This is a genomic window from Arthrobacter sp. 05T423, assembly GCF_056396245.1.
Genome location: NZ_JBFTLC010000008.1, coordinates 108,393 through 128,884, shown reverse-complemented (window position 1 = coordinate 128,884; position 20,492 = coordinate 108,393). Strand labels below are relative to the sequence as shown.

At 67.1% G+C, this 20,492-nt stretch carries 19 protein-coding genes; 8 read left to right on the top strand and 11 right to left on the bottom strand.

Annotated features, from left to right (window positions below):
- Positions 1 to 28: 28 nt before the first annotated feature.
- A complete protein-coding gene (locus AC1DFE_RS09090; protein ID WP_476905560.1) occupies positions 29 to 439 on the bottom strand; it encodes a VOC family protein in 411 nt (136 codons plus the stop codon).
- Positions 440 to 448: 9 nt separating this feature from the next.
- On the bottom strand, positions 449 to 892 hold the full coding sequence (locus AC1DFE_RS09085) for a helix-turn-helix transcriptional regulator (RefSeq protein ID WP_476905559.1): 444 nt from the start codon (positions 890 to 892) through the stop codon (positions 449 to 451).
- A gap of 107 nt (positions 893 to 999) precedes the next feature.
- On the opposite strand from AC1DFE_RS09085, the gene AC1DFE_RS09080 reads away from it, so the two are divergent.
- The 4 genes from AC1DFE_RS09080 to AC1DFE_RS09065 all read left to right on the top strand — a co-directional run bounded on the left by AC1DFE_RS09080 (position 1,000) and on the right by AC1DFE_RS09065 (position 4,832).
- Positions 1,000 to 2,181: a type III polyketide synthase gene (locus AC1DFE_RS09080; protein WP_476905558.1), complete on the top strand. Its 1,182-nt coding sequence runs from the start codon at positions 1,000 to 1,002 to the stop codon at positions 2,179 to 2,181.
- Between the two features lie 68 nt (positions 2,182 to 2,249).
- A complete protein-coding gene (locus AC1DFE_RS09075) occupies positions 2,250 to 2,903 on the top strand; it encodes a class I SAM-dependent methyltransferase (RefSeq protein ID WP_476905587.1) in 654 nt (217 codons plus the stop codon).
- The gene (locus AC1DFE_RS09070) at positions 2,900 to 4,033 is read left to right on the top strand and encodes an FAD-dependent oxidoreductase (protein WP_476905557.1); all 1,134 of its coding nucleotides are present in this window, start codon (positions 2,900 to 2,902) and stop codon (positions 4,031 to 4,033) included. Before AC1DFE_RS09075 ends, AC1DFE_RS09070 begins: the two co-directional genes overlap by 4 nt.
- Positions 4,034 to 4,127: 94 nt before the next feature.
- Entirely contained in the window at positions 4,128 to 4,832 is a 705-nt protein-coding gene (locus AC1DFE_RS09065; RefSeq protein WP_476905556.1) for a peptide deformylase, read from the top strand.
- On the opposite strand, the gene AC1DFE_RS09060 is transcribed toward AC1DFE_RS09065, so the two are convergent.
- Entirely contained in the window at positions 4,829 to 6,886 is a 2,058-nt protein-coding gene (locus tag AC1DFE_RS09060) for a S9 family peptidase (protein ID WP_476905555.1), read from the bottom strand. The genes AC1DFE_RS09065 and AC1DFE_RS09060 overlap by 4 nt on opposite strands.
- 74 nt (positions 6,887 to 6,960) lie before the next feature.
- On the opposite strand from AC1DFE_RS09060, the gene AC1DFE_RS09055 reads away from it, so the two are divergent.
- The 4 genes from AC1DFE_RS09055 (at position 6,961) to AC1DFE_RS09040 (ending at position 10,271) form a co-directional block, all read left to right on the top strand.
- Positions 6,961 to 7,929 carry a putative RNA methyltransferase gene (locus AC1DFE_RS09055; protein WP_476905554.1) on the top strand — a complete coding sequence of 323 codons (969 nt, stop codon included), beginning with the start codon at positions 6,961 to 6,963 and terminating at the stop codon, positions 7,927 to 7,929.
- A 121-nt stretch (positions 7,930 to 8,050) separates the two neighbouring features.
- Positions 8,051 to 8,512 carry an NfeD family protein gene (locus tag AC1DFE_RS09050; protein ID WP_476905553.1) on the top strand — a complete coding sequence of 154 codons (462 nt, stop codon included), beginning with the start codon at positions 8,051 to 8,053 and terminating at the stop codon, positions 8,510 to 8,512.
- 107 nt (positions 8,513 to 8,619) lie between these two features.
- A complete protein-coding gene (locus AC1DFE_RS09045) occupies positions 8,620 to 9,597 on the top strand; it encodes an SPFH domain-containing protein (protein ID WP_476905552.1) in 978 nt (325 codons plus the stop codon).
- Positions 9,598 to 9,923: 326 nt separating this feature from the next.
- Complete coding sequence (locus AC1DFE_RS09040) at positions 9,924 to 10,271, top strand: RNA polymerase-binding protein RbpA (protein WP_003802221.1); 348 nt, start codon at positions 9,924 to 9,926, stop codon at positions 10,269 to 10,271.
- A 108-nt stretch (positions 10,272 to 10,379) separates the two neighbouring features.
- Here the strand turns inward: AC1DFE_RS09040 and AC1DFE_RS09035 are convergent, their stop codons facing one another.
- From AC1DFE_RS09035 to AC1DFE_RS09000, 8 genes are all read right to left on the bottom strand, one after another.
- Complete coding sequence (locus AC1DFE_RS09035) at positions 10,380 to 11,117, bottom strand: polyprenol monophosphomannose synthase (protein ID WP_476905551.1); 738 nt, start codon at positions 11,115 to 11,117, stop codon at positions 10,380 to 10,382.
- Between the two features lie 534 nt (positions 11,118 to 11,651).
- On the bottom strand, positions 11,652 to 13,313 hold the full coding sequence (locus AC1DFE_RS09030; RefSeq protein ID WP_476905550.1) for an amidohydrolase: 1,662 nt from the start codon (positions 13,311 to 13,313) through the stop codon (positions 11,652 to 11,654).
- A gap of 100 nt (positions 13,314 to 13,413) precedes the next feature.
- Positions 13,414 to 16,308, bottom strand: coding sequence for a DEAD/DEAH box helicase (locus AC1DFE_RS09025; protein ID WP_476905549.1), 2,895 nt, complete (start codon positions 16,306 to 16,308; stop codon positions 13,414 to 13,416).
- A gap of 24 nt (positions 16,309 to 16,332) precedes the next feature.
- Positions 16,333 to 17,127: a twin-arginine translocase subunit TatC gene (gene tatC / locus AC1DFE_RS09020; protein WP_476905586.1), complete on the bottom strand. Its 795-nt coding sequence runs from the start codon at positions 17,125 to 17,127 to the stop codon at positions 16,333 to 16,335.
- A gap of 48 nt (positions 17,128 to 17,175) precedes the next feature.
- The gene (gene tatA, locus AC1DFE_RS09015; RefSeq protein ID WP_476905548.1) at positions 17,176 to 17,445 is read right to left on the bottom strand and encodes a Sec-independent protein translocase subunit TatA; all 270 of its coding nucleotides are present in this window, start codon (positions 17,443 to 17,445) and stop codon (positions 17,176 to 17,178) included.
- A 35-nt stretch (positions 17,446 to 17,480) separates the two neighbouring features.
- Positions 17,481 to 17,849 carry a hypothetical protein gene (locus tag AC1DFE_RS09010; protein WP_476905547.1) on the bottom strand — a complete coding sequence of 123 codons (369 nt, stop codon included), beginning with the start codon at positions 17,847 to 17,849 and terminating at the stop codon, positions 17,481 to 17,483.
- Between the two features lie 26 nt (positions 17,850 to 17,875).
- Positions 17,876 to 19,879 (bottom strand): helix-turn-helix transcriptional regulator, encoded by a 2,004-nt coding sequence (locus tag AC1DFE_RS09005; RefSeq protein ID WP_476905546.1) that lies wholly within the window; start codon positions 19,877 to 19,879, stop codon positions 17,876 to 17,878.
- 158 nt (positions 19,880 to 20,037) lie between these two features.
- On the bottom strand, positions 20,038 to 20,433 hold the full coding sequence (locus tag AC1DFE_RS09000) for an FKBP-type peptidyl-prolyl cis-trans isomerase (protein WP_476905545.1): 396 nt from the start codon (positions 20,431 to 20,433) through the stop codon (positions 20,038 to 20,040).
- Positions 20,434 to 20,492 lie beyond the last annotated feature (59 nt).

Here is a 20,492-nt window from a genome sequence, read left to right as displayed (position 1 = left end):
GCACCCGCCGGCTGAAGCAAAAAACAACCTAGCTGACCTCGTTGATGCGGATCAGGTTTCCCGCCGGATCGCGGAAGGCGCAGTCGCGCACGCCGTACGGCTGCTGGGTGGGCTCCTGGACCACCTCGGCCCCGCTGGCCTGCACTTTCTCGAAGGTTCCGTCCAGGTCCGGGGTGCCGAGCACCAGGCGGGCGTAGGTGCCCTTGGCCATCATTTCGGTGATCGTGCGCCGCTCGTCCTCGGTGATGCCCGGATCGGCAGCGGGCGGTTCCAGGACCACAGAGGTGCCGGGCTGGTCAGGAGGGCCAACCGTGAGCCAGCGCATCCCGCCATATCCCACGTCGTTGCGGAGCTCGAAACCAAGGGTGTCGCGATAGAAGGTCAGGGAGGCCTCGGCGTCGTTGTGCGGAAGGAAAGTCCAGTGAATGGTGAGGTTCATGCCGCCAGTCTAGGTGCGGCCGGACGGGACCGCTTCTCGATTCCTGACCGGTCTGCTCACCTGTTTCACCACGCACGAGGGCATGCCCGCCGTCGCTCCCGCCGCCTCGGTGCGGTAGACGCTCGGCGGCATCCCCACCAGCTCGGTAAAGCGGCTGCTGAACGTGCCCAGCGACAAGCAGCCGACGGCGAAGCACACCTCGGTGACGCTGAGGTCGCCGCGCCGCAGCAGCGCCATGGCCCGCTCGATGCGCCGCGTCATCAGGTAGGCGTACGGCGACTCGCCGTAGGCCTCCCGGAACTGGCGGCTGAGATGGCCGGCCGAAATGTTCACGCCGCGGGCAAGCGCCTCGACGTCCAGCGGCTGGGCGTACTCCCTGTCGATGCGGTCGCGGACACGGCGCAGCCGCGCCAAATCGTCCAGGCGCTGTGCTGCTGCGGGTCTGCTGGTCACAGTCGAGATGGTCCTACGTCGCGCGCGAGTTGTCCAGTCGGGAGGTGTCCGGTCGCGGCCAAGTCCAATCCATTGTCTTAAATTGCGCTCTCGTTAAGAATGAACGAATGACGGTCTATGTGAGAGCTCTCGAAATTGCTGTTCCGCCGACGGTGCTCATCCAGCACGAGGCCCGTGATGTGTTTGCCGCCCAGCCGGGGCTGACACGGCTTGGCTCGCGGCTCGTGTCCACGTGCTTTGATTCCGCCGCCATCGATACCCGGTACACCGCGGTCCGCGAGCTGACCCTGGACTCCACCGCCGAAAATCCGCAGTTCTTCGATCCGCAGACCGGCCTGCTGCGGAGCCCCAGCACCAAGGCGCGCAACAACCTTTTCGCCGAGGAAGCGACGAAGCTCTTCATCGAAGCGGCGGACACGGCAGTCTCCAAATGCGCGGGCATTGATCCGCCGGACATTACCCACCTCATCACGGTCTCCTGCACCGGGTTTTTCAACCCGGGACCGGACTACAAGATCGTCCGCGCCCTGGGCCTCAACCCGGCCGTGCAGCGCTACCACCTCGGCTTCATGGGCTGCTACGCGGCCTTTCCGGCACTCCGTGCAGCCAAATCCTTCTGCGAGGCGGATCCGACGGCGGTTGTGCTCGTCGTGTGCGCCGAACTGTGCTCCCTGCACGTCCGGACCTCCAATGATCCCGACACCATCATGGGATCCGCGCTGTTTGCGGATGGCGCAGCGGCCGCCGTCGTCACTGCCCGTGAGGACCTGACGGCCCCGCCGCTGCTCCGGCTGGATCATTTCGAGACGGTCCTGACGCCGGTGGGCGAGGACTCGATGGCCTGGAACATCGGTGATGAAGGTTTTGAGATGGTGCTCGGCAACTACGTGCCGCACATCATCGATGAGCACATCGTGGGCGCGCTCGAGCCGCTGCTGGCACGCGACCCCTCCCTCCGCGAATTCGCCTACCGCGACATCACGCACTGGGCCATCCACCCGGGCGGGCGCAGCATCCTGGACAAGGTGCAGTCCCGGCTGGATCTCACCGACCAGCAGCTGCGTCCGGCCCGCGAAACGCTGCGTAACTACGGCAACATGAGCAGCGCCACGGTGCTTTTCGTTCTGAAACATATTCTGGATCTTCCGTCGCGGGACGGGGACGAACGCATCTGCTCCATGGCCTTCGGCCCCGGCCTGACCGTGGAAACGGGCCTGTTCACAAAAGTGAAGCAGCCGGCGGGTGAGCTTGATGCCGTTGCCGGCGAGGCCGAACCCTCCCTGGCCTGACGGCCGTGAGGATCCCAGGAAGCGGCCCAGGCGTCCTCGGCGGGCGTGACACCGGCGCCGTCGAGGAGATGGACCGGCCGGACTGCGATCCGGACCGGCTGGAGCGCACCTACAAGCAATTTGCGCTGGTCAACCGCGTGGTCGCCGGCTGGAGCCGGCTGTACCGCAGCACGGTGCGGCCGCAGGTGTCCGGCGCCGGACCGGCAACGCTGCTGGACGTCGGCTGCGGCGGCGGCGACCTGGCCGTGATGCTCGCCCGCTGGGCAGCCAAGGACGGAATCCAGCTCCACGTGACCGGGATTGACCCGGACGCCAGGGCCTTCCGTTTCGCCGCCGGCCGCAAGCCCGTCCCCGGCGTGGAGTTCCGCCAGGCGAGCAGTGGCGACCTCCTCGCCGAGGGCAGGCAGTACGACGTCGTCATCTCCAACCACGTCCTGCACCATCTGACCCCATCGGAGCTGCAGCAGTTCCTGGACGACTCCGCCGGGCTTGCCCGCCGCCTCGCCCTGCACAACGACCTGCGGCGCAGCGCGGCCGCCTATGCGCTGTTCAGTGCCGGCGCCCTGCCGCTCACCGGCTCCTACATCCGTGGCGACGGGCTGACCTCGATCAGGCGCAGCTACACCGTTCCGGAGCTGGCTGCGGTGGTCCCCATGGGCTGGACGGTGGAACGGCATTCCCCCTTCCACTGCCTGCTCACCTACCGGCGGCGCCCGGCATGACCGATGTGCTGATCGTTGGCGCCGGACCGGTTGGACTCCTCCTCGGTTCGCTGCTGCTGCAGCAGGGCGTCGCGGTGCGGGTCCTGGAACGGCGGACCGGACGAAACGCCCACACGAGGGCCATCGGCATCCATCCGCCGGCGCTCGCCGCCTTGCAGCGCATCGGCGTCGCCCAGGAGCTGATCGGAAGGGGTATCCCCATCCGCCAGGGCTTCGCCGTGAGTAACGGCCGGAAGATCGCCCGGATGCCGTTCGCACCGGTCTCCGACCGCTACCCGTTCGTCCTCGCCGTACCCCAGCCCGTGACGGAGGAGGTCCTGGAGCGGCGGCTCAGGGAGCTGGACGCCGGCGCCTTGCTCCGTGACGCCAATGTCAGGGGAATGCACGACGACGGCAGCCGGGTCACGCTCAGCGTCACCACCGCCGGGGCTGCCGCCAGCTACTCCGCCGCTTTCGCGGTGGGAGCCGACGGCGCCTCCTCGACGGTGCGGACCCTCCTGGGCGTCGCGGCGCCGGGGAAACTGTATCCGGACCATTACCTGATGGGTGACTTCCCCGAATCCAGCCCCTACGGCAGCGACGCCGCACTGTTCCTGGAAAGCGATGGCATCGTGGAGTCCTTTCCGCTTCCCGGCGGCGTCCGCCGCTGGGTGGTCCGGCTTGGCAAGGCTCCGGCCCGGCCCGCCCCGGAGCAGCTGGCGGGGCTGGTTGCCCGCCGAACCGGCGTGGTGCTGGACCCCGGCGCCAACACCATGCTCAGCAGCTTCAGTGTCCGGTCACGGATGGCCGCCCGCATGATCTCCGGCCGGACAGCACTCATCGGCGACGCGGCGCACGAGATCAGCCCCATCGGCGGGCAGGGAATGAACCTTGGCTGGCTTGATGCGGAAGCGCTGCTGCCGGCGATCCTCGCGGTGGTGCGCAACGAGCCGTCGGCGGACGCTCTCCGGCGTTTCGATGCCTCGCGACGCCGGGCTGCAGCCGCCGCGAAACGCCAGGCTGAGGTGAACATGGCGCTGGGCCGACCGCTTCCGGAGGGCCTGCTGCGGCCCCGGAACGCGGTGATTGCCCGTGCCGCCGCCATGCCCGCCTTCAATGCCCTGGTGGCCCGGCGCTTCACCATGCAATGAGGTGCCGCGCGCAGCGCTTCCGAACATGGTGCGCCGCTTCGGAACACGGCACAGCACTTCGGGACAGACTCAGGACAGCACTAGGCTGTTGCCCATGACCCACGCATCGCCGCCTACGCCGTACAGCCCCGCCCGCATTAGGGAAACCGTGCAGGAGCTACTGGCCTCGGAGTCCTTGCCGCCCATCGTTCAGGCCGGGCACCCGGTCCTGCGGCAGCACGCGGCTCCGTTCGAGGGGCAGTTGGAGCCCGACGAACTCAGCCAGCTGATCGTCCTGATGCGGAAGGTCATGCATGCGGCGCCCGGCGTCGGCCTGGCGGCTCCCCAGCTGGGTGTTCCGCTGCAGCTGGCCGTCCTCGAGGACCAGTTCGAGATCGACGAGGCCACAGCCGCGGCCCGGGGCAGGGCGCCACTTGAGTTTTTCGCCGTGCTGAATCCGTCCTACGCGCGCCTGGGTAACGGCACGGCTGCCTTCTTCGAAGGCTGCCTGTCGCTGTCCGGCCTGCAGGCTGTGGTGGAACGCCCCGAGAGCGTGCGGCTTGAGTTCATAACGCCCGACGGCGGGAACACCACCCGGGATTTCACCGGCTGGCAGGCGCGGATCGTGCAGCACGAAACTGACCATCTCCACGGCCGCCTTTACATTGACCGGGCCGAGCTCCGCTCGCTCAGCACGAACAGCGAGTATGTAGCGCGCTGGTCCGAACCGGGCATCGGTTCCGCCAGCCGGGAGCTTGGCTTCCCGGACAGCGAGCAGGCCGGCCGGGAAGCCGTGACGGATAAGTCCGGGTCTGATTAGGAGGCATCGCTCCGGTTGCTGTCCGTCGGGAGGTACTTCGCCCACCACGCCAGGATGTGCTCGAACCGCTGCCGCCGGTGGTGCGGCGTCCCCGAGCGTGAAAGCTCGTGGTCCTCGCCCGGGAACACGAGGAAGGCCGAGTCGACGCCCAGCTGCTTGAGCACAGTGAAGTAGCGCTGGCCCTGCTCCACGGGGCAGCGGAGGTCATCCTCGCTGTGGATCACCAGCGTGGGCGTCCGGACCGCGGCAACGGTTGCCATGGGGCTCTGTGCGGCCACCTGCTCGGTTGCCGAGCCAACGTATTCACCGCCGAAGAACCAGCCAATGTCCGACGAGCCCGTGAAGCTAACGGGGTCCAGGAAGCCCCGCTCCACGATGGCTGCGCGGAACCGGTGGTCCTGGCTGATGGTCCACGCCGTGAGGTAGCCGCCGTAGGAGCCGCCCATGATCCCCAGGGCGCCGGCGTCGAGGGAATCGAACTTCTCCAGGCTACCGTCCAGGAAAGCGAGCACGTCCTGCATGTCCACGGTGCCCATCCGTTCCTTGATGGACAGTCCATGGGCCTGGCCGTAGCCGGCCGAGCCGCGCGGGTTGCACATCAGCACGGCGTATCCGGCCGCGGCGTAGACCTGTGCCTCATCGAAAAACGCGGCGGTGTACTGCGCGAACGGTCCGCCATGGATGTTCAGCAGCACCGGGTGCGGGCCCTTGCCCGGCGGCAGCACCAGCCAGCCGTGGACCGGGTAGCCGTCGGGGGCGGGGAACGTCACTTCCTGCGGCTCGATGATGCCTGCTTCGGTCCGCAGGGCGGCCGAGAAATCGGTGAGCAACCGGAGCTGGCCACCCTCGAGGACCCCAACGTCACCTGCCGTGGCGGCGTCGCTGTAGCTGACGAACACCGTGCCCGCACCGTCCGCGGCCCCGGCGACTACCCGGTCACCATGGATAAGGAGCGAATGGTCCCCCGTGGCGCTGAACTCGAGCAGCTCCACGGTTCCCTGGGCGTTGTTGAGCACCAGCGCGCTGTCTTTGCCGCGGAGGCCAATGGTAGTGCCGGGCGCTTCGATGTCCATGTTCTCCGCGTCGCTCAGGGCCCTGGCGTCGCCGCCGGCAGCGGGCATGACGTGGAGCACGGTGTTCTTGGCAACGAAGTCCTGGCCGGTGCTGCCCAGGTCCTGGGAGGTGAAGAACAGCCATTGGCCGTCCGCCGACTGCCGGACGTCCGAAACGGTCTGGGCGCCCAAGCTGCCCGCGGGCACCAGCGACGGAGTCCCGCCGTCGGCCGCTATGCGGTAAATCCCGGACACCAGGTCCAGGTCCGCGTCCTCGTGGAGGGCCGCCACGAAATACACGGCACTGCCGTCGCTGCTGAAGGTTGCCCCGGTGTGGTCGGTTGGCCCTTTCGTGAGCTGGCGCGACTGGGGCACCCCACCGGCGTCAGATCCAGCGGACTCCCCCGGGTGTTCACTTTCACTTCCGTTCCGGCCCTTGGCCGCGCGCCCCGCCGGCTTCACCCATGGTTCTCCGCCCAGTTCCGGTACGTCCAGCAGAAAGAGCTGCTGCGGCTTGTCCCTCGTGTAGCCCTCACCGTTCATCCTGTACTTGTACTCCGTGATGTACCGGGCGTCCTCAGCGCCGGACCCGACGCCGTCGAGCGTTCCGTAGCGGCCCACCTCCGGTTCCCTGGATGCGAAGACGATCCGTGCGGAATCCGGCGACCAGTCGAAGGACGAGACACCCATCTTCCTGTTGGTCAGGGCCTGGGGCTCCCCGCCGGCGGCCTCCACCACGTGGAGCTGCGGGCTGCCCCCCGGGGCGGCGCGGAGGAAAGCCAGGACCCGGCCGTCCGGCGAAAAGGCCGGCGCCGTATCGCGGAAACCCCGGGTCACGCGCCGGGGAAGCCTTTCCGGGTCCCGCGGCACGGTCCACAGCTGGCCCACATAGGAGTCGGCGTCAAAGTCGGGGCGGACGACGGAGACGACCGCCCTGGTTCCGTCGGGGTGGACGGCGGGGGCGGAGACGGAGTTGAGCAGCGGCAGATGTTCAGGCTTCATCCACGTGAGCCTAGCTGGTCCGGTACGGGTGCGGAACGGCGGCGGCGGAAAACGCCTGCCCTAGGATGGTCCTCATGCTTTCGCGCCTGCCCGTTCTGCTTTGTCCCGTTTGCCGCCAGGACCTCCAGCCCATCCACGACGGCGGCACCGGCCGCGTCCGGGCACTGGCCTGCCGGGAGCGGCACAGCTTTGACGCCGCCCGGCAGGGGTACTTCAACATGCTGGTGGGCAAGGGAACCGCCTTCGAATCGGATACGGCCGAGATGGTCGCGGCACGGGCAGCGTTCCTCGACGCCGGCCACTACCGGCCTCTGGCCGACGCTCTGGCCCTGGCAGCGGAACCGGCCTTGGGCGGCCCCGCACCAACAGTGCTTGACTCCGGGACGGGAACGGGGCACTACCTTCGGGCGATCCTTGATTATCTGAACGGGGCTCACTCGAGCAACAGCAGCGACCGTGCTGAAACCCGGGACTTTGTGGACGGTGCGGCCTCTGCCGACGGGGACCGGGTGGACGGCGTCACGGGCGTGGCCGCCGTCGGGCTGGACATCTCCAAGTTCGCGCTGCGCCGCGCCGCTAGACTCAACCCGGAAGCCGTCAACCTGGTGGGCGATGTGTGGCAGCCGCTTCCGCTGCCCGACGCCGCCGTCGACGTGGTTGCCGTGGTGTTCGCGCCCCGCAACGCGGCCGAGTTCGCCCGTGTCCTCAAACCCTCGGGCCGGCTTCTCGTGGTGACGCCGCGGGCAGGCCACCTCGGGGAAATCGCGAGCCAGGCCGGGATGCTGGGCATTGACCCCGCGAAGGACGAGCGCCTGGCCGAGGCGCTCGCAGGACGCTTCACCCCGCTGTCGACGCAGGACATCGACGTAGACCTGTCCCTTTCCCCCGAGGACGTGGCCAACCTCGCGCTCATGGGTCCCGCCGGCCACCACACGGACCGTGCCACGCTGACCGGACGGCTCGCCGGCCTTCCGCGAACCACCAGGGTCTCCGCCCGGTTCCGGATCAGCATCTTCGTGCCCGCGGAAATGCCCGCTCCATAACGGCTTGGCCACGTTCCTGCCCTGCCAGCCGTTCCCCTGCCGGGCGCTCCTGCTTCGGTCTACGATGGAAGAAAGTTACTGAGGGTCTGCCCCGCAGCCCTCGGGATCAAGGGGGAAAGCGATGTTTGAATGGCTGGGCCAAAACTGGTGGGCACTGTGGCTCACCCTCTTCCTGGTGTTCGCCGCCGTGGAGATGCTGACCCTTGACTTGTTTTTCATCATGCTGGGCGGAGGTGCCCTGGCCGGTCTGGTGGCCGACTTCGCCGGCGCGGACCTGTGGCTGCAGATTGTGGTGTTCTGCGTCGTCTCGCTGCTCATGATCGCGTTCGTGCGCCCGGTGACCCTCAAGCACCTCCACAAGGGCCCGCCCGAACAGCGCACCAACATCGACCGCCTGATTGGGGAATCCGCGCTGGTCCTGGAATCAGTAACGGCAACCGACGGACGCGTGAAGATCGGCGGCGACATCTGGAGCGCGCGTTCGCAGTCCGGCGTCATCCCCGAAGGCCAGCGCGTGATCGTTTCGGCCATTGAAGGCGCGACGGCGGTCGTGTCACCTCAGGCTGAGACCGCCGTCCAGTAGGCGGCTCCGCCCCATAGGTTTCTGCTCCCGCCGCGGCGGAGCAGCAGATTACGGCGAGTTTTTCGCCGGGTTAGAGCTTCACTGAAAGTTGGGGACAAAGGAGAAGTATGGATAGCCCAGGAGGAATCGCCCTCACGTTCGTGATGGTGGTTCTGATTATTTTCGTCATCATAGTGCTGGTCCGCTCGGTGCGGATCGTGCCGCAAGCCCGAGCCGGCGTCGTGGAACGGCTGGGGAAGTACCAGCGAACCCTAAATCCCGGCCTGACCCTCCTCATCCCCTTTGTTGACCGGCTCCTGCCGCTGCTGGACCTGCGCGAGCAGGTGGTGTCCTTCCCGCCGCAGCCCGTGATCACCGAGGACAACCTGGTGGTGTCCATCGATACGGTGGTCTACTTCCAGGTCACCGACCCGCGCGCGGCCACGTACGAGATCGCCAACTACATCCAGGCCGTGGAGCAGCTGACCACCACCACCCTGCGTAACGTAGTGGGTGGCCTGAACCTGGAAGAGGCGCTCACGTCCCGCGACCAGATCAACGGCCAGCTGCGCGGAGTCCTGGACGAAGCCACCGGCCGCTGGGGCATCCGCGTCTCCCGGGTGGAGCTGAAGGCCATCGACCCGCCGCACTCCATCCAGGATTCGATGGAGAAGCAGATGAGGGCGGAACGTGACCGCCGCGCCGCGATCCTGACCGCCGAGGGCACCAAGCAGTCCGCGATCCTCACGGCCGAAGGGCAGCGGCAGGCGGCTATCCTCAAGGCCGAGGGTGACGCAAAGGCCGCCATTCTGCGTGCCGACGGCGAGGCGCAGGCCATCCAAAAGGTGTTCGACGCCATCCACAAGGGCAACCCGGACCAGAAACTGCTGGCTTACCAGTACCTGCAGACACTGCCGAAGCTCGCGGACGGTTCCTCCAACAAGCTGTGGATCATTCCCAGCGAAGTTGGCGAGGCACTGAAGGGCATCGGCAGCGCTTTGGGCGGAACCAATCCCGACCCCCGCTCCGGCGGCCTGTTCAGCGACCAGGGCAGCGGCCAGAGCAGCGGCCAGTCCGGCGAGGCTGCGGCCCAGACCCAGGTGTAAGCGTTTCGGGTAAGCAACTCGGGTGGGCAAAAGGGAGGCAGGCCGCGACGGCTGCCTCCCTTTCGCTTGCGATACTGCCCGTGTTGGTGCGCGCCGCCGCATTGCTGCCTCTGCCGGATTGATGTCTCTACCGGATTGCTGCGCCCCGCCGAAATCCGTATAATGGGGTATTTGTCCGGCCGGATCAGTCCGTGCGGAACAACAATGCTTGGCGAAGCGTTTGAACTAGTGATGCTACGTGAACCACACCGTAGTCCGGAGGCGCCTTAATCAGGGCTTCCGGCTAGCGCGGAGTCCGCTCCGCGAACCGAATAGAGGGAGAAATCATGAGCGATCGCAGCCTGCGTGGCATGCGTCTTGGCGCCCAAAGCATGGAGACCGAATCCGGCGTGGAGCCGGCTCCGCGTCAGCGGGTTGAGTACCGGTGCGAGGATGGCGAACAGGTTTTTGTAACCTTTTCCTCCGAAGCCGAAATCCCCCCTGTCTGGGTTTCCAAGACCGGCAAGGAAGCGCTGCTCGTTGATGGCGAACGCCCGGACACCAGCAACGAGAAGGCCGTGCGCACCCACTGGGACATGCTGCTGGAGCGCCGCTCGCTTCCGGAGCTGGAGCAGATCCTCGAGGACCGCCTCACCATTCTGCGTGAGCGTCGCGGTGAACGGCGTTCCGCCTGACGGGCGCTACTTGCTAGCCGCCGTTTAGAGCCGAAAAGGCCGGATCCGCTGCACCATATGGATGCAGCGGATCCGGCCTTTTGCGTATCCGGCTGGGTCTTTGTGCGGCTAGTTGCGCGGGCTTTTTCCCGTCAGCTTCTTCCAGCGGGCGGTCAGGCCCCACTTTGTCACGTTGATCATGGCCTCAACCACAATGTTGCCGCTCATCTTGGACGCGCCCAGTTCACGTTCAACGAAGGTGATGGGCCGCTCCACGATGTTGAGCCCCATCTTGGCGACGCGCCACGCGAGGTCCACCTGGAAGCCGTACCCCACGGAATCGACCTGGTCCAGGTTGAGCTTCTCCAGTGTCGTGCGGCGGAACGCCCGGTAACCGCCCGTGACGTCCTTGATCTTGAGGCCGAGCATGATGCGGGCGTACGTGCTTCCAGTCCGGGAAATAGCCTGGCGGTACAGCGGCCAGTTAACGACGCTTCCGCCCTTCACCCAGCGGGAACCCATGGCAAGGTCAGCGCCCTGGTCCACGGCCTCCAGCAGCGAGGGCAGCTGTTCCGGCTGGTGCGACCCGTCGGCGTCCATCTCAACCAGGACGTCGTAGCCTGCGTCCAGCCCCCATTTGAAGCCGGCGATGTAGGCGGCGCCCAGGCCTTCCTTGCCCTTCCGGTGCAGGACGTGGACCTGGTTGTCCTCGGCCGCGATGCTGTCCGCAAGCTGTCCGGTGCCGTCCGGGCTGTTGTCGTCCACAACGAGGACATCGGAAGCAGGCACGGCGGCGCGCAGGCGTCCAAGAGTCTTCGGAAGCGACTCCAGCTCGTTGTAGGTGGGGATGATGGTGAGGACACGCACAGGGAGGCCTTTCCTGGATGGGAGCGGTCAGCACGCGGGAGCCCGGCGGGAACGCCGGCTCGCAAAGCGCAACTACCTATTATACGGGCCTCGCGGAGCGCTCGTGTCGCGGAGTGCTTCCGTCCGCCCGGCAGGGGTCCGGGACAGAAAGTGTCCGTTCGCGCTTGTCCCTGGCCGGGGGCAGGAGCCAGCTCCACCACGGGCGGGTCCAAGCGCCCCGGGCCAGTTCGGTATACCGCGACGAGCGGTTGGAGAACTGTTTTCTGATGCGCTTCGGACCCGCCCCGGTTGCCACCTGCATGGGTCACCGGCCAGTCCAGGCGGTCCGGCGGCGGCAGCGGTGGCCGGACGAATGCTGCTGCTGAAGCATCTGTCCGTTGATGCTCAATGCTACGGACTGGCTTGGGGCTGTCAACCGGCACCTGACCTGCCCGTTCATGCATCGTCGCTGGTCAGCGCCCGGTTTTGCCGGGTGCTGTGGTGTCAGATGGCGCCCGGATGGCCCAATAAGTCGCTGGCAGGCCCGCCTGCTGATCAGGCGCGGAGAGCCTCTGCGGAGAACAGTTCCAGCCCGTTCCGCACGGTCTGCAGGCAGCGCGGGTCGGCCCCGGTGTCCAGTGCGGGAAGCAGCGGCGTCCGGGCGCGGGGATCCGTGCTCCAGGACTGGACCCTGCCGTCCGCCACCTGGACCATGAGCTCATCCACTTCCCAAACGGCGAAGGTTGCGGGTGCGCCCGGTACCAGCTGGCCGGCCATGGGGTTTTCGTACCGGGCGGCGCGCCAGCCGGCCCGCGTATGGCCGAGGAAGGCCGCGCGGGCGGAGATCCGCTGGCCGGCGTCGTGGTGTTCGAGGCAGGCCCGCACGCTGGACCAGGGACGGAGCGGCGTCACCGGCGTGTCGCTGCCGAAGCAGATGGGGACGCCGGCCGAGTAGAACGATGCGAACGGGTTCATGCCCCGGCTGCGCGTTCCCAGGCGCTGCTCGTAGAGCTGGCCCTGGCCGCCCCACACGGCATCGAAGGCGGGCTGCACGCTGACCGTCACGGAGTATTTCGCGAGGCGGGCGATGGCGTCCGCGTCGGCCATCTCTACGTGCTCGAAGCGGTGCCCCGCAGCCCGGACCCGCTGCTCCCCCACCTCGGCGGCAGCCTCCTCGAGGGCTTGCAGGGCCGCATCGAGGCCGGCGTCGCCTATGACGTGGAAGCCGCCCTGGATCCCCAGCACGGAACACGCCGCGAGATGCGCGGCTGCTTCGGATACAGAGAGGTACGCCGTGCCGGATTCGCCCGGGGCGTCCGTATACGGTTCCCGCAGGGACGCCGTACGGGAACCGATCGACCCGTCGATGTTCAGGTCCCCTGCAAAACCCCGAACCCGGACCCCAAGTTCGGCAAGCAGCGCCTCGGCGTCGGCCGCAGTCGGCGTCAGTTCGCCCCAGTATGGGAGCACCTCCGGGGCCGGGAGGGAGCCCGGCCTGTCATTCCAGCCGGCCGCCAGCCGCAGGTCGTCTGTGCTGCTGATTTTTGGCGCGCCCATCTCCGCCAGCGCCACGTATCCGTTGGCCGCAGCTTCGTCCAGCGCGCGCCGCTGGTAGTCCTGCAGCGCAGCGGACGGCAGGCGGCGCGTGGCCTGCCGGGCTGCGGTGTGGGCCTGACGCTTGACGTGACCGCCTGGGGCGTAGCCGTCCAGTTCTTCCAGCCCGGCACTGGCTGCGAGTGACCGCGAGACGAGGGCGGAATGCGCATCAACGCGGGAAAGATACACCGGACGGCCAACGGCGGCACGTTCCAGCTCTCCGGCATCCGGGAGCGTGGGATCGTCCCACCGCGACTCATCCCAGCCGTGCCCCAGCACCGCGCCATCCCCGCCCGAGGCGGCGACGGCGTCCAGCAGCTCCCGGGCCGACCGCACACCGCCCAGCGGCAACGAGCCAAGCGCAATGCCGGTCTCCGTCAGGTGGACGTGGGAATCGACAAAGCCCGGTGCGACGAGGGCGCCCCGCAGATCGATGATGTCCATCGAACTGTCGGCAATCGAGGCAGCAGCCTGCTCCGAGCCCACCCAGGCGACGGTGTCGCCGTCCACGAGCGTGGCCGTGGCGAAGGGGTCGGCCGCGGTGTAGACGGAACCGTTGCGGTACAGCGTGACCTTTGACGGTCCGGTTCCTTCCTGCGGGCGGGCGGGGGCATCGGCCATGGGAGCGCTCCTTGGAAAGGTTCAATTGAGGTGGTCAAAACGGTGTCCAGCACTGGACTTCAGTACGGAGGCGGGGGCCCTTGTGCCGGGTCAGGAACGGTCAGCCCACTGTGGAGTAGGCGACGACGCCGCGCCTGATCAGCCGGATGGCCTCGCCGCACAGCCGCGCCAGCCGCGGGTCAAGCCCGGGAATCTTGGCCAGCTGGTCCAGCAGGTCGATCACCTGCTTCACCCACCGGACGAAGTCGCCCGCGGCCAGGTCGGTGCCGTTGAGCACTTCCTGCAGGTGCCGGCCGCGGGCCCACTTGTACATGGGCCAGACCAGTCCCAGCTCCGGCTCACCGGTGAGCGGCAGCTTGTTCTGCTCCTCCACGTCTTCCAGCGCAGACCACTCTCGCACCACGATGTCCACGGCGGTCTCCAGCGAGACGCTGGGCATGCGGGGCCGCAGCCCGCGGTCCTCCCGCTTGGCCTGGTACACCAGCACGCTGGCGAACGAGGCCACCTCCACGGCGTCGAGGTCATCGAACGCGCCCTGCCTCAGGGACTGCGAAATCAGCAGGTCCTTTTCACCGTAGATCCGGCGCAGGCGCTGGCCGTCAGTACTGATGCGATGCAGGCCCTCCTCAGCGGTCTCGAGGTAGCCGTACGCCGACAGGACGTCGCAGACCCGGTCGAACGTCTTGGCGATGGTGTTGGTGCGCCCCTGGATCTGGCGCACCAGACCGTCGGTCTCCTTGCGCAGCCTCCACCAGCGTTCAGACCACCTGGCGTGGTCCTCGCGTTCGCTGCAGCCGTGGCAAGGGTGGGCGCGCAGGGTCCGTCGCAGGTCGGCGATCTTCTTTTCCTGGTTTTGCAGGGCAGAGCCCAGCCCGAAGTCGTTGTTGCGGCTGCTTCCCGTGGCCGGCGGCCGGTTCTCGCGCAGCGCGTTCCGGACGGACGAGGCCAGGTCCCGACGCGACTTGGGAACCTTCGCGTTGAAGGACTTGGGAATCCTGATCCGGGTCAGTGGCGCGATGGGGCCCTCAAGGTCATCGACGCCGATCCGGCGCAGCTGGCTTTCCAGGGTCAGCACCGCGGGCCTGGGCTCGCGGGAGCTGTGGTCCGAGCTCAGCACCACGGCAAAGCCCGGGGCGCGGCCGGCCGGGACATCCACCACATCGCCAGGCAGGAGACGGCTCAGGGAGTCCTCGTTGAGTGACTTGCGCGCCTTCGACTTGCTCCGTGAACTGAAATTCTCGGCGTCGGAAAGTTCCCGCCGCAGCCGGGCATATTCGGTGAAGTCGCCCAGATGGCACGTCATCGACTTCGCGTAGCCGGCCAGTGACTCCTCGCGGCTGCGGACCTGCCGGGCCAGCCCCACCACTGACCGGTCGGCCTGGAACTGGGCGAAGGAGGACTCCAGGATTTCCCTGGCCCTGGGCCGGCCAAACTGGGCGAGCAGGTTGATGCTCATGTTGTAGGTGGGCCGGAAGCTGGAATTCAGCGGGTATGTCCGGCGTGAAGCAAGGCCGGCCACCGCGGCAGGGTCGGTGCCCGGCTGCCACAGCACCACGGCGTGGCCTTCGACGTCGATGCCGCGCCTGCCCGCCCTGCCGGTGAGCTGTGTGTACTCCCCTGCGGTGATGTCCACGTGGGCTTCGCCGTTGAACTTGTCCAGCTTCTCGAGCACCACTGAACGGGCCGGCATGTTGACGCCGAGGGCCAGCGTCTCGGTGGCGAAAACGGCCTTCACGAGGCCGTCGGCAAAAAGCTTCTCGACCACTTCCTTGAACGTGGGCAGCATGCCGGCATGGTGCGCCGCGATGCCGCGCAGGAGCCCCTCGCGCCAGTTCCAGAAGCCCAGCACCTCAAGGTCGTCGGACGGAATGTCCTGGCCCGCCTCGTCAACCCGCTGGGCGATGATGCCCTGCTCCCGCTCCGTGGTGAGCCACAGCCCGGACGCCACGCACTGGGAGACGGCGGCGTCACAGCCGGCCCGGGAAAAGATGAAGGTGATGGCGGGCAGCAGGTCCTGCCGGTCAAGGCTGGCGATGACCTGCGGCCGGCTGGCACGGCGCACCGCGGTCCGGGCCTCCTGCTGCGGCCTGTCGCCATAGCGCTGCCGCTGCTGCCGCCGCTGGCTCCGGCCGCCGTGGCCAAAGCGGCCCTGGAAGTTGAGCTGGCTTTCGGCCCTCGAAAGGGACATGAGCTCCGGGTTGACCTCGAAACCCCGCTGGCCGGCGTCGGACGGTGCGGGCGCAAGCGGCAGGGCAGAGGCCGCGTCGGGAGCGCCGGCAGGGGCGATTTCGTCGAAGGTGGTCTCGCCCGCGAAAAGATCCACGATGTCCCGGCCCACCATGACGTGCTGCCAGAGCGGCACGGGACGGTGTTCGGAGACGATCACGTCGGTGTCGCCGCGGACGGTGTCCAGCCAGGCGCCGAATTCCTCCGCGTTGGAGACGGTGGCGCTGAGGGACGCGACCTGCACTTCGCTGGGCAGGTGGATGATGACTTCCTCCCAGACTGCACCGCGGAAGCGGTCGGCCAGGTAGTGGACCTCGTCCATGACCACAAAGCCCAGGTCGAACAGGGTGTCCGAGTCTGCATACAGCATGTTGCGAAGGACCTCGGTGGTCATCACCACCACGGGCGCGTCCCCGTTGATGCTGGTATCGCCGGTCAGGAGTCCGACGTTCTCCTCGCCGTATTTCTCCGTCAGTTCGGTGAATTTCTGGTTGCTGAGCGCCTTGATGGGGGTGGTGTAGAAGGCCTTCAGTCCGCGCTGCAGCGCCAGGTAGACGGCGAACTCGCCCACGATGGTCTTGCCGGCGCCGGTGGGTGCGGCGACCAGGACGCCGCGGCCCTCCTGAAGGGATTTGCATGCCTGCCGCTGGAAGTCGTCCAGTTCAAAGCTGAGTGTGCGGGCAAACGCGCCCAGATGGGTCTTTGCTTCCGCGGCCCGTTCGGCGCTGGCACGGTACCGTTCGGAGGGCGACGGGGTGGTGGTGGACATGTTTCAAGCCTAGCCGCGGCGGAGCTAGAGATTCTTCAGCTCACTGTCCGGAGTTGCGATATCGGCTGTGGCCTCGGTCTCAGCGGCGACCTTCTCCGCACGGCGTGCACGGCGGCGGTCATTGAGGGTGCACAGGCCAATGGCTGCAAAGAAGAGCACCAGCATGGGCGTGGCAAGGTAGAACATGCTCATGGCGTCCGCGCCGGGGGCAGCCATAGCCGCAAAGAGGCAGACCAGGAACACGGTGATGCGCCAGCTCCTCATGAGCTGCGCCCCCCGCAGGAGCCCGGCGAGATTCAACCCGACCAGGACAACCGGCAGAAGGAACGCGATGCCGAAGGCAAGCAGCAGCCGCAGCACGAAGGAGAGGTAGACCTGCGCGCTGATGAAGTTTGAGCCGCCGGAGGGAGTGAATTCGGTGAGGACCCTGACGGCGTTCGGCAGGACCAGCCAAGCCATCGTGACACCGCCGACGAAAAGGGGGACGGCAGCGGCCACGAAGGTCAACGCCAGCCGGCGTTCCTTCTTGTGGAGGCCCGGCACGATGAATGCCCAGAGCTGGTACAGCCATACCGGGCTGGCCAGGATGACACCCAGGAAGACGGACACCTGGATCATGAGATCGAACGAGCTGGCCACGCCGTCGAAGTTGAGGGTCGCCTGCCGGCCGGCATTGTTGTTGAGGTCCCGGATCGGCTTGATCAGGGCCGAGAGCATGGGCTGATAGACCACGAATCCCGCAACTGTGGCGAGCACAACCGCTATGGCGGACTTGAACAGCCTGTTCCTGAGTTCGCGCAGATGGTCCAGCAGAGCCATCCGTCCCTCAGGGTTGGAGCGACGACTCATGGTTAGTGCCACGTGATCTTAGGCGCGGTTGGGGGGCGGAACGTCGTTGCCGTCAGCAGGACGGTTATCCGTGGTGGAGGAACGCGGGTGGTTAACCACGGTGCCTTCGACGGGGTCCGGGCCATCCTTGGCTTCCGAGGCTCCGTCCTTCTTCATTTCGCGGACTTCCGACTTGAAAATACGCATCGACTGGCCGAGGCTCCGGGCCATGCCGGGAAGCTTCGGTGCGGCGAAAAGCACCAAAGCCAGGACGATGATGATTATGAGATGCCAGCCTTCAAGCCTCATGGTGGGTGTTCCTTTCGTTTAGGTACATCCTACGTTTATCTGAATTCGATGTCGCGCAGCGACTGGGGCTGGCCCCGTTCGGCCTTCCGGCTGACCCGGCGCTGACGCCGGGCCTCCCTGCGGGCCTCTTTGGATGCGTCGTAATCATGGCGCATCTGATGCGGCGAGGCAAAAGGAGCCGTTCCTTGTGCAGCCCCGATGACGTCTGGGCCAGACGCGGTGAGGGCCGCGCCGCCCGGCACTGCCGCGGGGACCGAAAGGCTGGTGAGTTTGTTCCCCGCGTCGCCGAGCTCCTTGACCGTTGCCATGAACTGACGGAACAGCCGGACACCCATGAGCACGAAGAACAGCAGCGACAGTGACACAAGCGCCACCCAAATAAGGATCCAGGACCACCAAGGCATGCTGAGTAGTCTAGCTGGCGTACGGGCTAGCCGTTGTACAGGGCCAGGGCAGATTCGATCCAGTCCCGTGAGGACCGGGCAAACACTTCCGGCTCCAGGATCCGTGCCGTTCCACCGTGCTGCGCCACAAACATGGGCAGCCATGACGTGTTGCCGAACCGGATCTCGGCCACCAGGCCGCCGTCGGGCAGCGGCGCTGTCCGCTCGGCGTAGTAGTCGTCCGCAAGCCCGGCACCGCGCGCGGTGAGCTGGACGGTTACCAGGGTGTCGTCGTCGTTCGGTGTGAACAGCTTTGCCGGGAACCCGCCGTCGGGCTTCAGTCCCGACGAGACAGGCTTACCGTTCGGGGTGAGGTTCTCGATCCGGTCCAGCCGGAAATTCCGCAGCCCGGCCGCCGAGTGGCAGTAGGCCTCGAAGTACCAGGTGTTGTCCAGGGAGTAGAGCCGCAGCGGATCCACGTCCCGCTCCGACAGGGCATCCTTCTGCCCGGAAAGGTAGACGAGGTGCAGCTGGGAGCCCGCTTCAATCGCGTTGCGGATGACCTCCAGGTTGGCGGAGTTGCTGGGTCCCACCTCCGGCCCGGACAGGGCAGCGGCGCGGAGCCCCTCCTCCCCCGCCGCGGCCATCAGCTTGAGCGTCACCGATTCCAGCGCGCTTCCCTCTGCGAGTTCCGGGAGACCGTTCAGGGTCTCGAGTCCCGTGAGCAGTGCGCAGGCCTCGTCCACGGTGAAGCGGACCGGCCGGTTCAGCTCCATGGACTGGCTGATGAAAACGTGGCCTTCCTCCCACTGGATGTCTAGCAGTTCATCCGGGTATCCCTGCGGCAGGCCGGAGCAGATCAGGATGAGCAGATCGCTCTCCAGCTCCTGGCGGGTCACCCCGAACCTGTCGGCCACCTCTTCGATGGGCAGGCCCTGGTTGCGGACCAGGAACGGGACCAGCTGCAGCATCCGCTTGAGCTGGTCCTCCGACGTGCGCTTGCGCGTCCGTTTTCCGGTGCCGGCATGCGCGAACGAGTACGCCGGCACCGGAGCGGCGATGAACTCGGCGGCGTTGGCCAGGCGGCGCTGCACGGCAGCGGACAGCTCCGCAGGCGCCACCACCCTGACGCTGGGCCCGTAGGAGGCCAGCTCCTCGCCGAGCACCTCAGCGTCTCGGTAGGGAACGGCCAGCCGGTCCCACCCGGCGTCGGCCTCCGTGTCCATATCCGTACCCGTGTCCGGGGACGCAGCGGTACCGGTGGCACGCTTGCGCAACCCCAGCAGCTTGCCGGTGCGGACGTCCACCGCCGCAGTGCTGACCGGCAGCTCCGGGAGGGTGTTCAGCTCGGCACGCACGTTGAAGCCGGCTGGAGGTGTGAAGGCTTCCCTGTCCAGAATTGTCACGGCAGACGTCAGGCGCGACAGCCGGAAGTAGCGTTTGGCGCCACGGCCGCGGTCAAAGCCCACGAGGTACCACTGGCCGAAGCGGCTGCCCAGCCCCCAGGGCTCAACGACGCGTTCCTCTTCGCGGCCCGTGCTGCCCGCGAGATACAGGAACCGGACGGCGTGCTGGGCGTGCATGGCGGCCACGAGGTCCTCGAACGCCTGGCCGGGGGGCTTGATGCGCGGCTGGACCCCTGCCGGAAGTTCGACGTCGGCCAGGCCGCCTGCTGCCTGCAGCTTGCGGAGCGCGTTGCTCGCCGCCGTGCCCAGCGCCGCCTGTTCCCAGAGCTGCGAGGCCAGCAGCAGGACCGTCCACTCGTCCGGGGTCAGCTCCACGTCCGGCAGGCGGTTGGATTCCCTGCCGATCCGGTACCGGGTGGTGCCGGGATCGTCCGAACTCCAGCCCAGGTCCGTGACGGTTTCGACGTCGAAGCCGAAGTCGCGCAGGTCGTTCTTGTCGCGTTCGAACATGCGGCCAAAGGCGGAGTCGCTGGCCGCGCCGCCCGAATAGATTTTTTCCCGCAGCTCACTGCGCCGCAGACCGTACCGCGAATTCAGCAGGGCTATCAGGAGGTTCAGCAGGCGTTCAGTACGTTGGGCGGACACTCTGGTTACGTTACTAAAGCCATTCCGGCAAAAACGCGAAAGCGCGGCAACAATCCGGAAAATCCTTCCGATTGTTACCGCGCTTCCGCAATACGGTGGTGGGCCCACGACCGCCGGGTTCCCTGTCCGAGCTTGCGAGGATAGGGAGCGGTTGGGGACTAGCGGACGCCCACCAGGTCCACGACGAAGATCAGTGCCTCGTTCGGGCCGATGGCTCCGCCGGCACCGCGTGAGCCGTAGGCCAGCTCGGAGGGGATCTCAAGGCGGCGGCGTCCGCCGACCTTCATGCCGAGCAGTCCCTGGTCCCAGCCCTGGATGACCTGGCCGACGCCGACGCGGAAGTCCAGCGGGGCGCCGCGGCCCCAGGAGGCGTCGAACTCTTCGCCGGTGGACCAGGCCACGCCGACGTAGTGGGTGGACACGGTGTCGCCGGCCTTGGCTTCCGGTCCGTCGCCATCAATGAGGTCGGTGATGACGAGTTCCGTGGGCACCGGGCCTTCGGGGAAGTTGATTTCCGGCTTTTCTCGGTCGAGCTTGCGCTGGCCAAATGACATGGTTGCTCCTTCTGCTGGTGGGGAACTTTGTTTTTTGAGAACTTGGGGTGTTACTCGAC

Coding starts and splice junctions, on each gene's coding strand:
- AC1DFE_RS09050 (WP_476905553.1), top strand. CDS start 8,051: ATGTTTGAATGGCTGGGCCAAAACTGGTGGGCACTGTGGCTCACCCTC.
- AC1DFE_RS09080 (WP_476905558.1), top strand. CDS start 1,000: ATGACGGTCTATGTGAGAGCTCTCGAAATTGCTGTTCCGCCGACGGTG.
- AC1DFE_RS09075 (WP_476905587.1), top strand. CDS start 2,250: ATGGACCGGCCGGACTGCGATCCGGACCGGCTGGAGCGCACCTACAAG.
- AC1DFE_RS09090 (WP_476905560.1), bottom strand. CDS start 439: ATGAACCTCACCATTCACTGGACTTTCCTTCCGCACAACGACGCCGAG.
- AC1DFE_RS09060 (WP_476905555.1), bottom strand. CDS start 6,886: ATGAAGCCTGAACATCTGCCGCTGCTCAACTCCGTCTCCGCCCCCGCC.
- AC1DFE_RS09000 (WP_476905545.1), bottom strand. CDS start 20,433: ATGTCATTTGGCCAGCGCAAGCTCGACCGAGAAAAGCCGGAAATCAAC.
- AC1DFE_RS09070 (WP_476905557.1), top strand. CDS start 2,900: ATGACCGATGTGCTGATCGTTGGCGCCGGACCGGTTGGACTCCTCCTC.
- AC1DFE_RS09065 (WP_476905556.1), top strand. CDS start 4,128: ATGACCCACGCATCGCCGCCTACGCCGTACAGCCCCGCCCGCATTAGG.
- tatA (WP_476905548.1), bottom strand. CDS start 17,445: ATGAGGCTTGAAGGCTGGCATCTCATAATCATCATCGTCCTGGCTTTG.
- AC1DFE_RS09055 (WP_476905554.1), top strand. CDS start 6,961: ATGCTTTCGCGCCTGCCCGTTCTGCTTTGTCCCGTTTGCCGCCAGGAC.
- tatC (WP_476905586.1), bottom strand. CDS start 17,127: ATGGCTCTGCTGGACCATCTGCGCGAACTCAGGAACAGGCTGTTCAAG.
- AC1DFE_RS09045 (WP_476905552.1), top strand. CDS start 8,620: ATGGATAGCCCAGGAGGAATCGCCCTCACGTTCGTGATGGTGGTTCTG.
- AC1DFE_RS09010 (WP_476905547.1), bottom strand. CDS start 17,849: ATGCCTTGGTGGTCCTGGATCCTTATTTGGGTGGCGCTTGTGTCACTG.
- AC1DFE_RS09030 (WP_476905550.1), bottom strand. CDS start 13,313: ATGGCCGATGCCCCCGCCCGCCCGCAGGAAGGAACCGGACCGTCAAAG.
- AC1DFE_RS09025 (WP_476905549.1), bottom strand. CDS start 16,308: ATGTCCACCACCACCCCGTCGCCCTCCGAACGGTACCGTGCCAGCGCC.
- AC1DFE_RS09040 (WP_003802221.1), top strand. CDS start 9,924: ATGAGCGATCGCAGCCTGCGTGGCATGCGTCTTGGCGCCCAAAGCATG.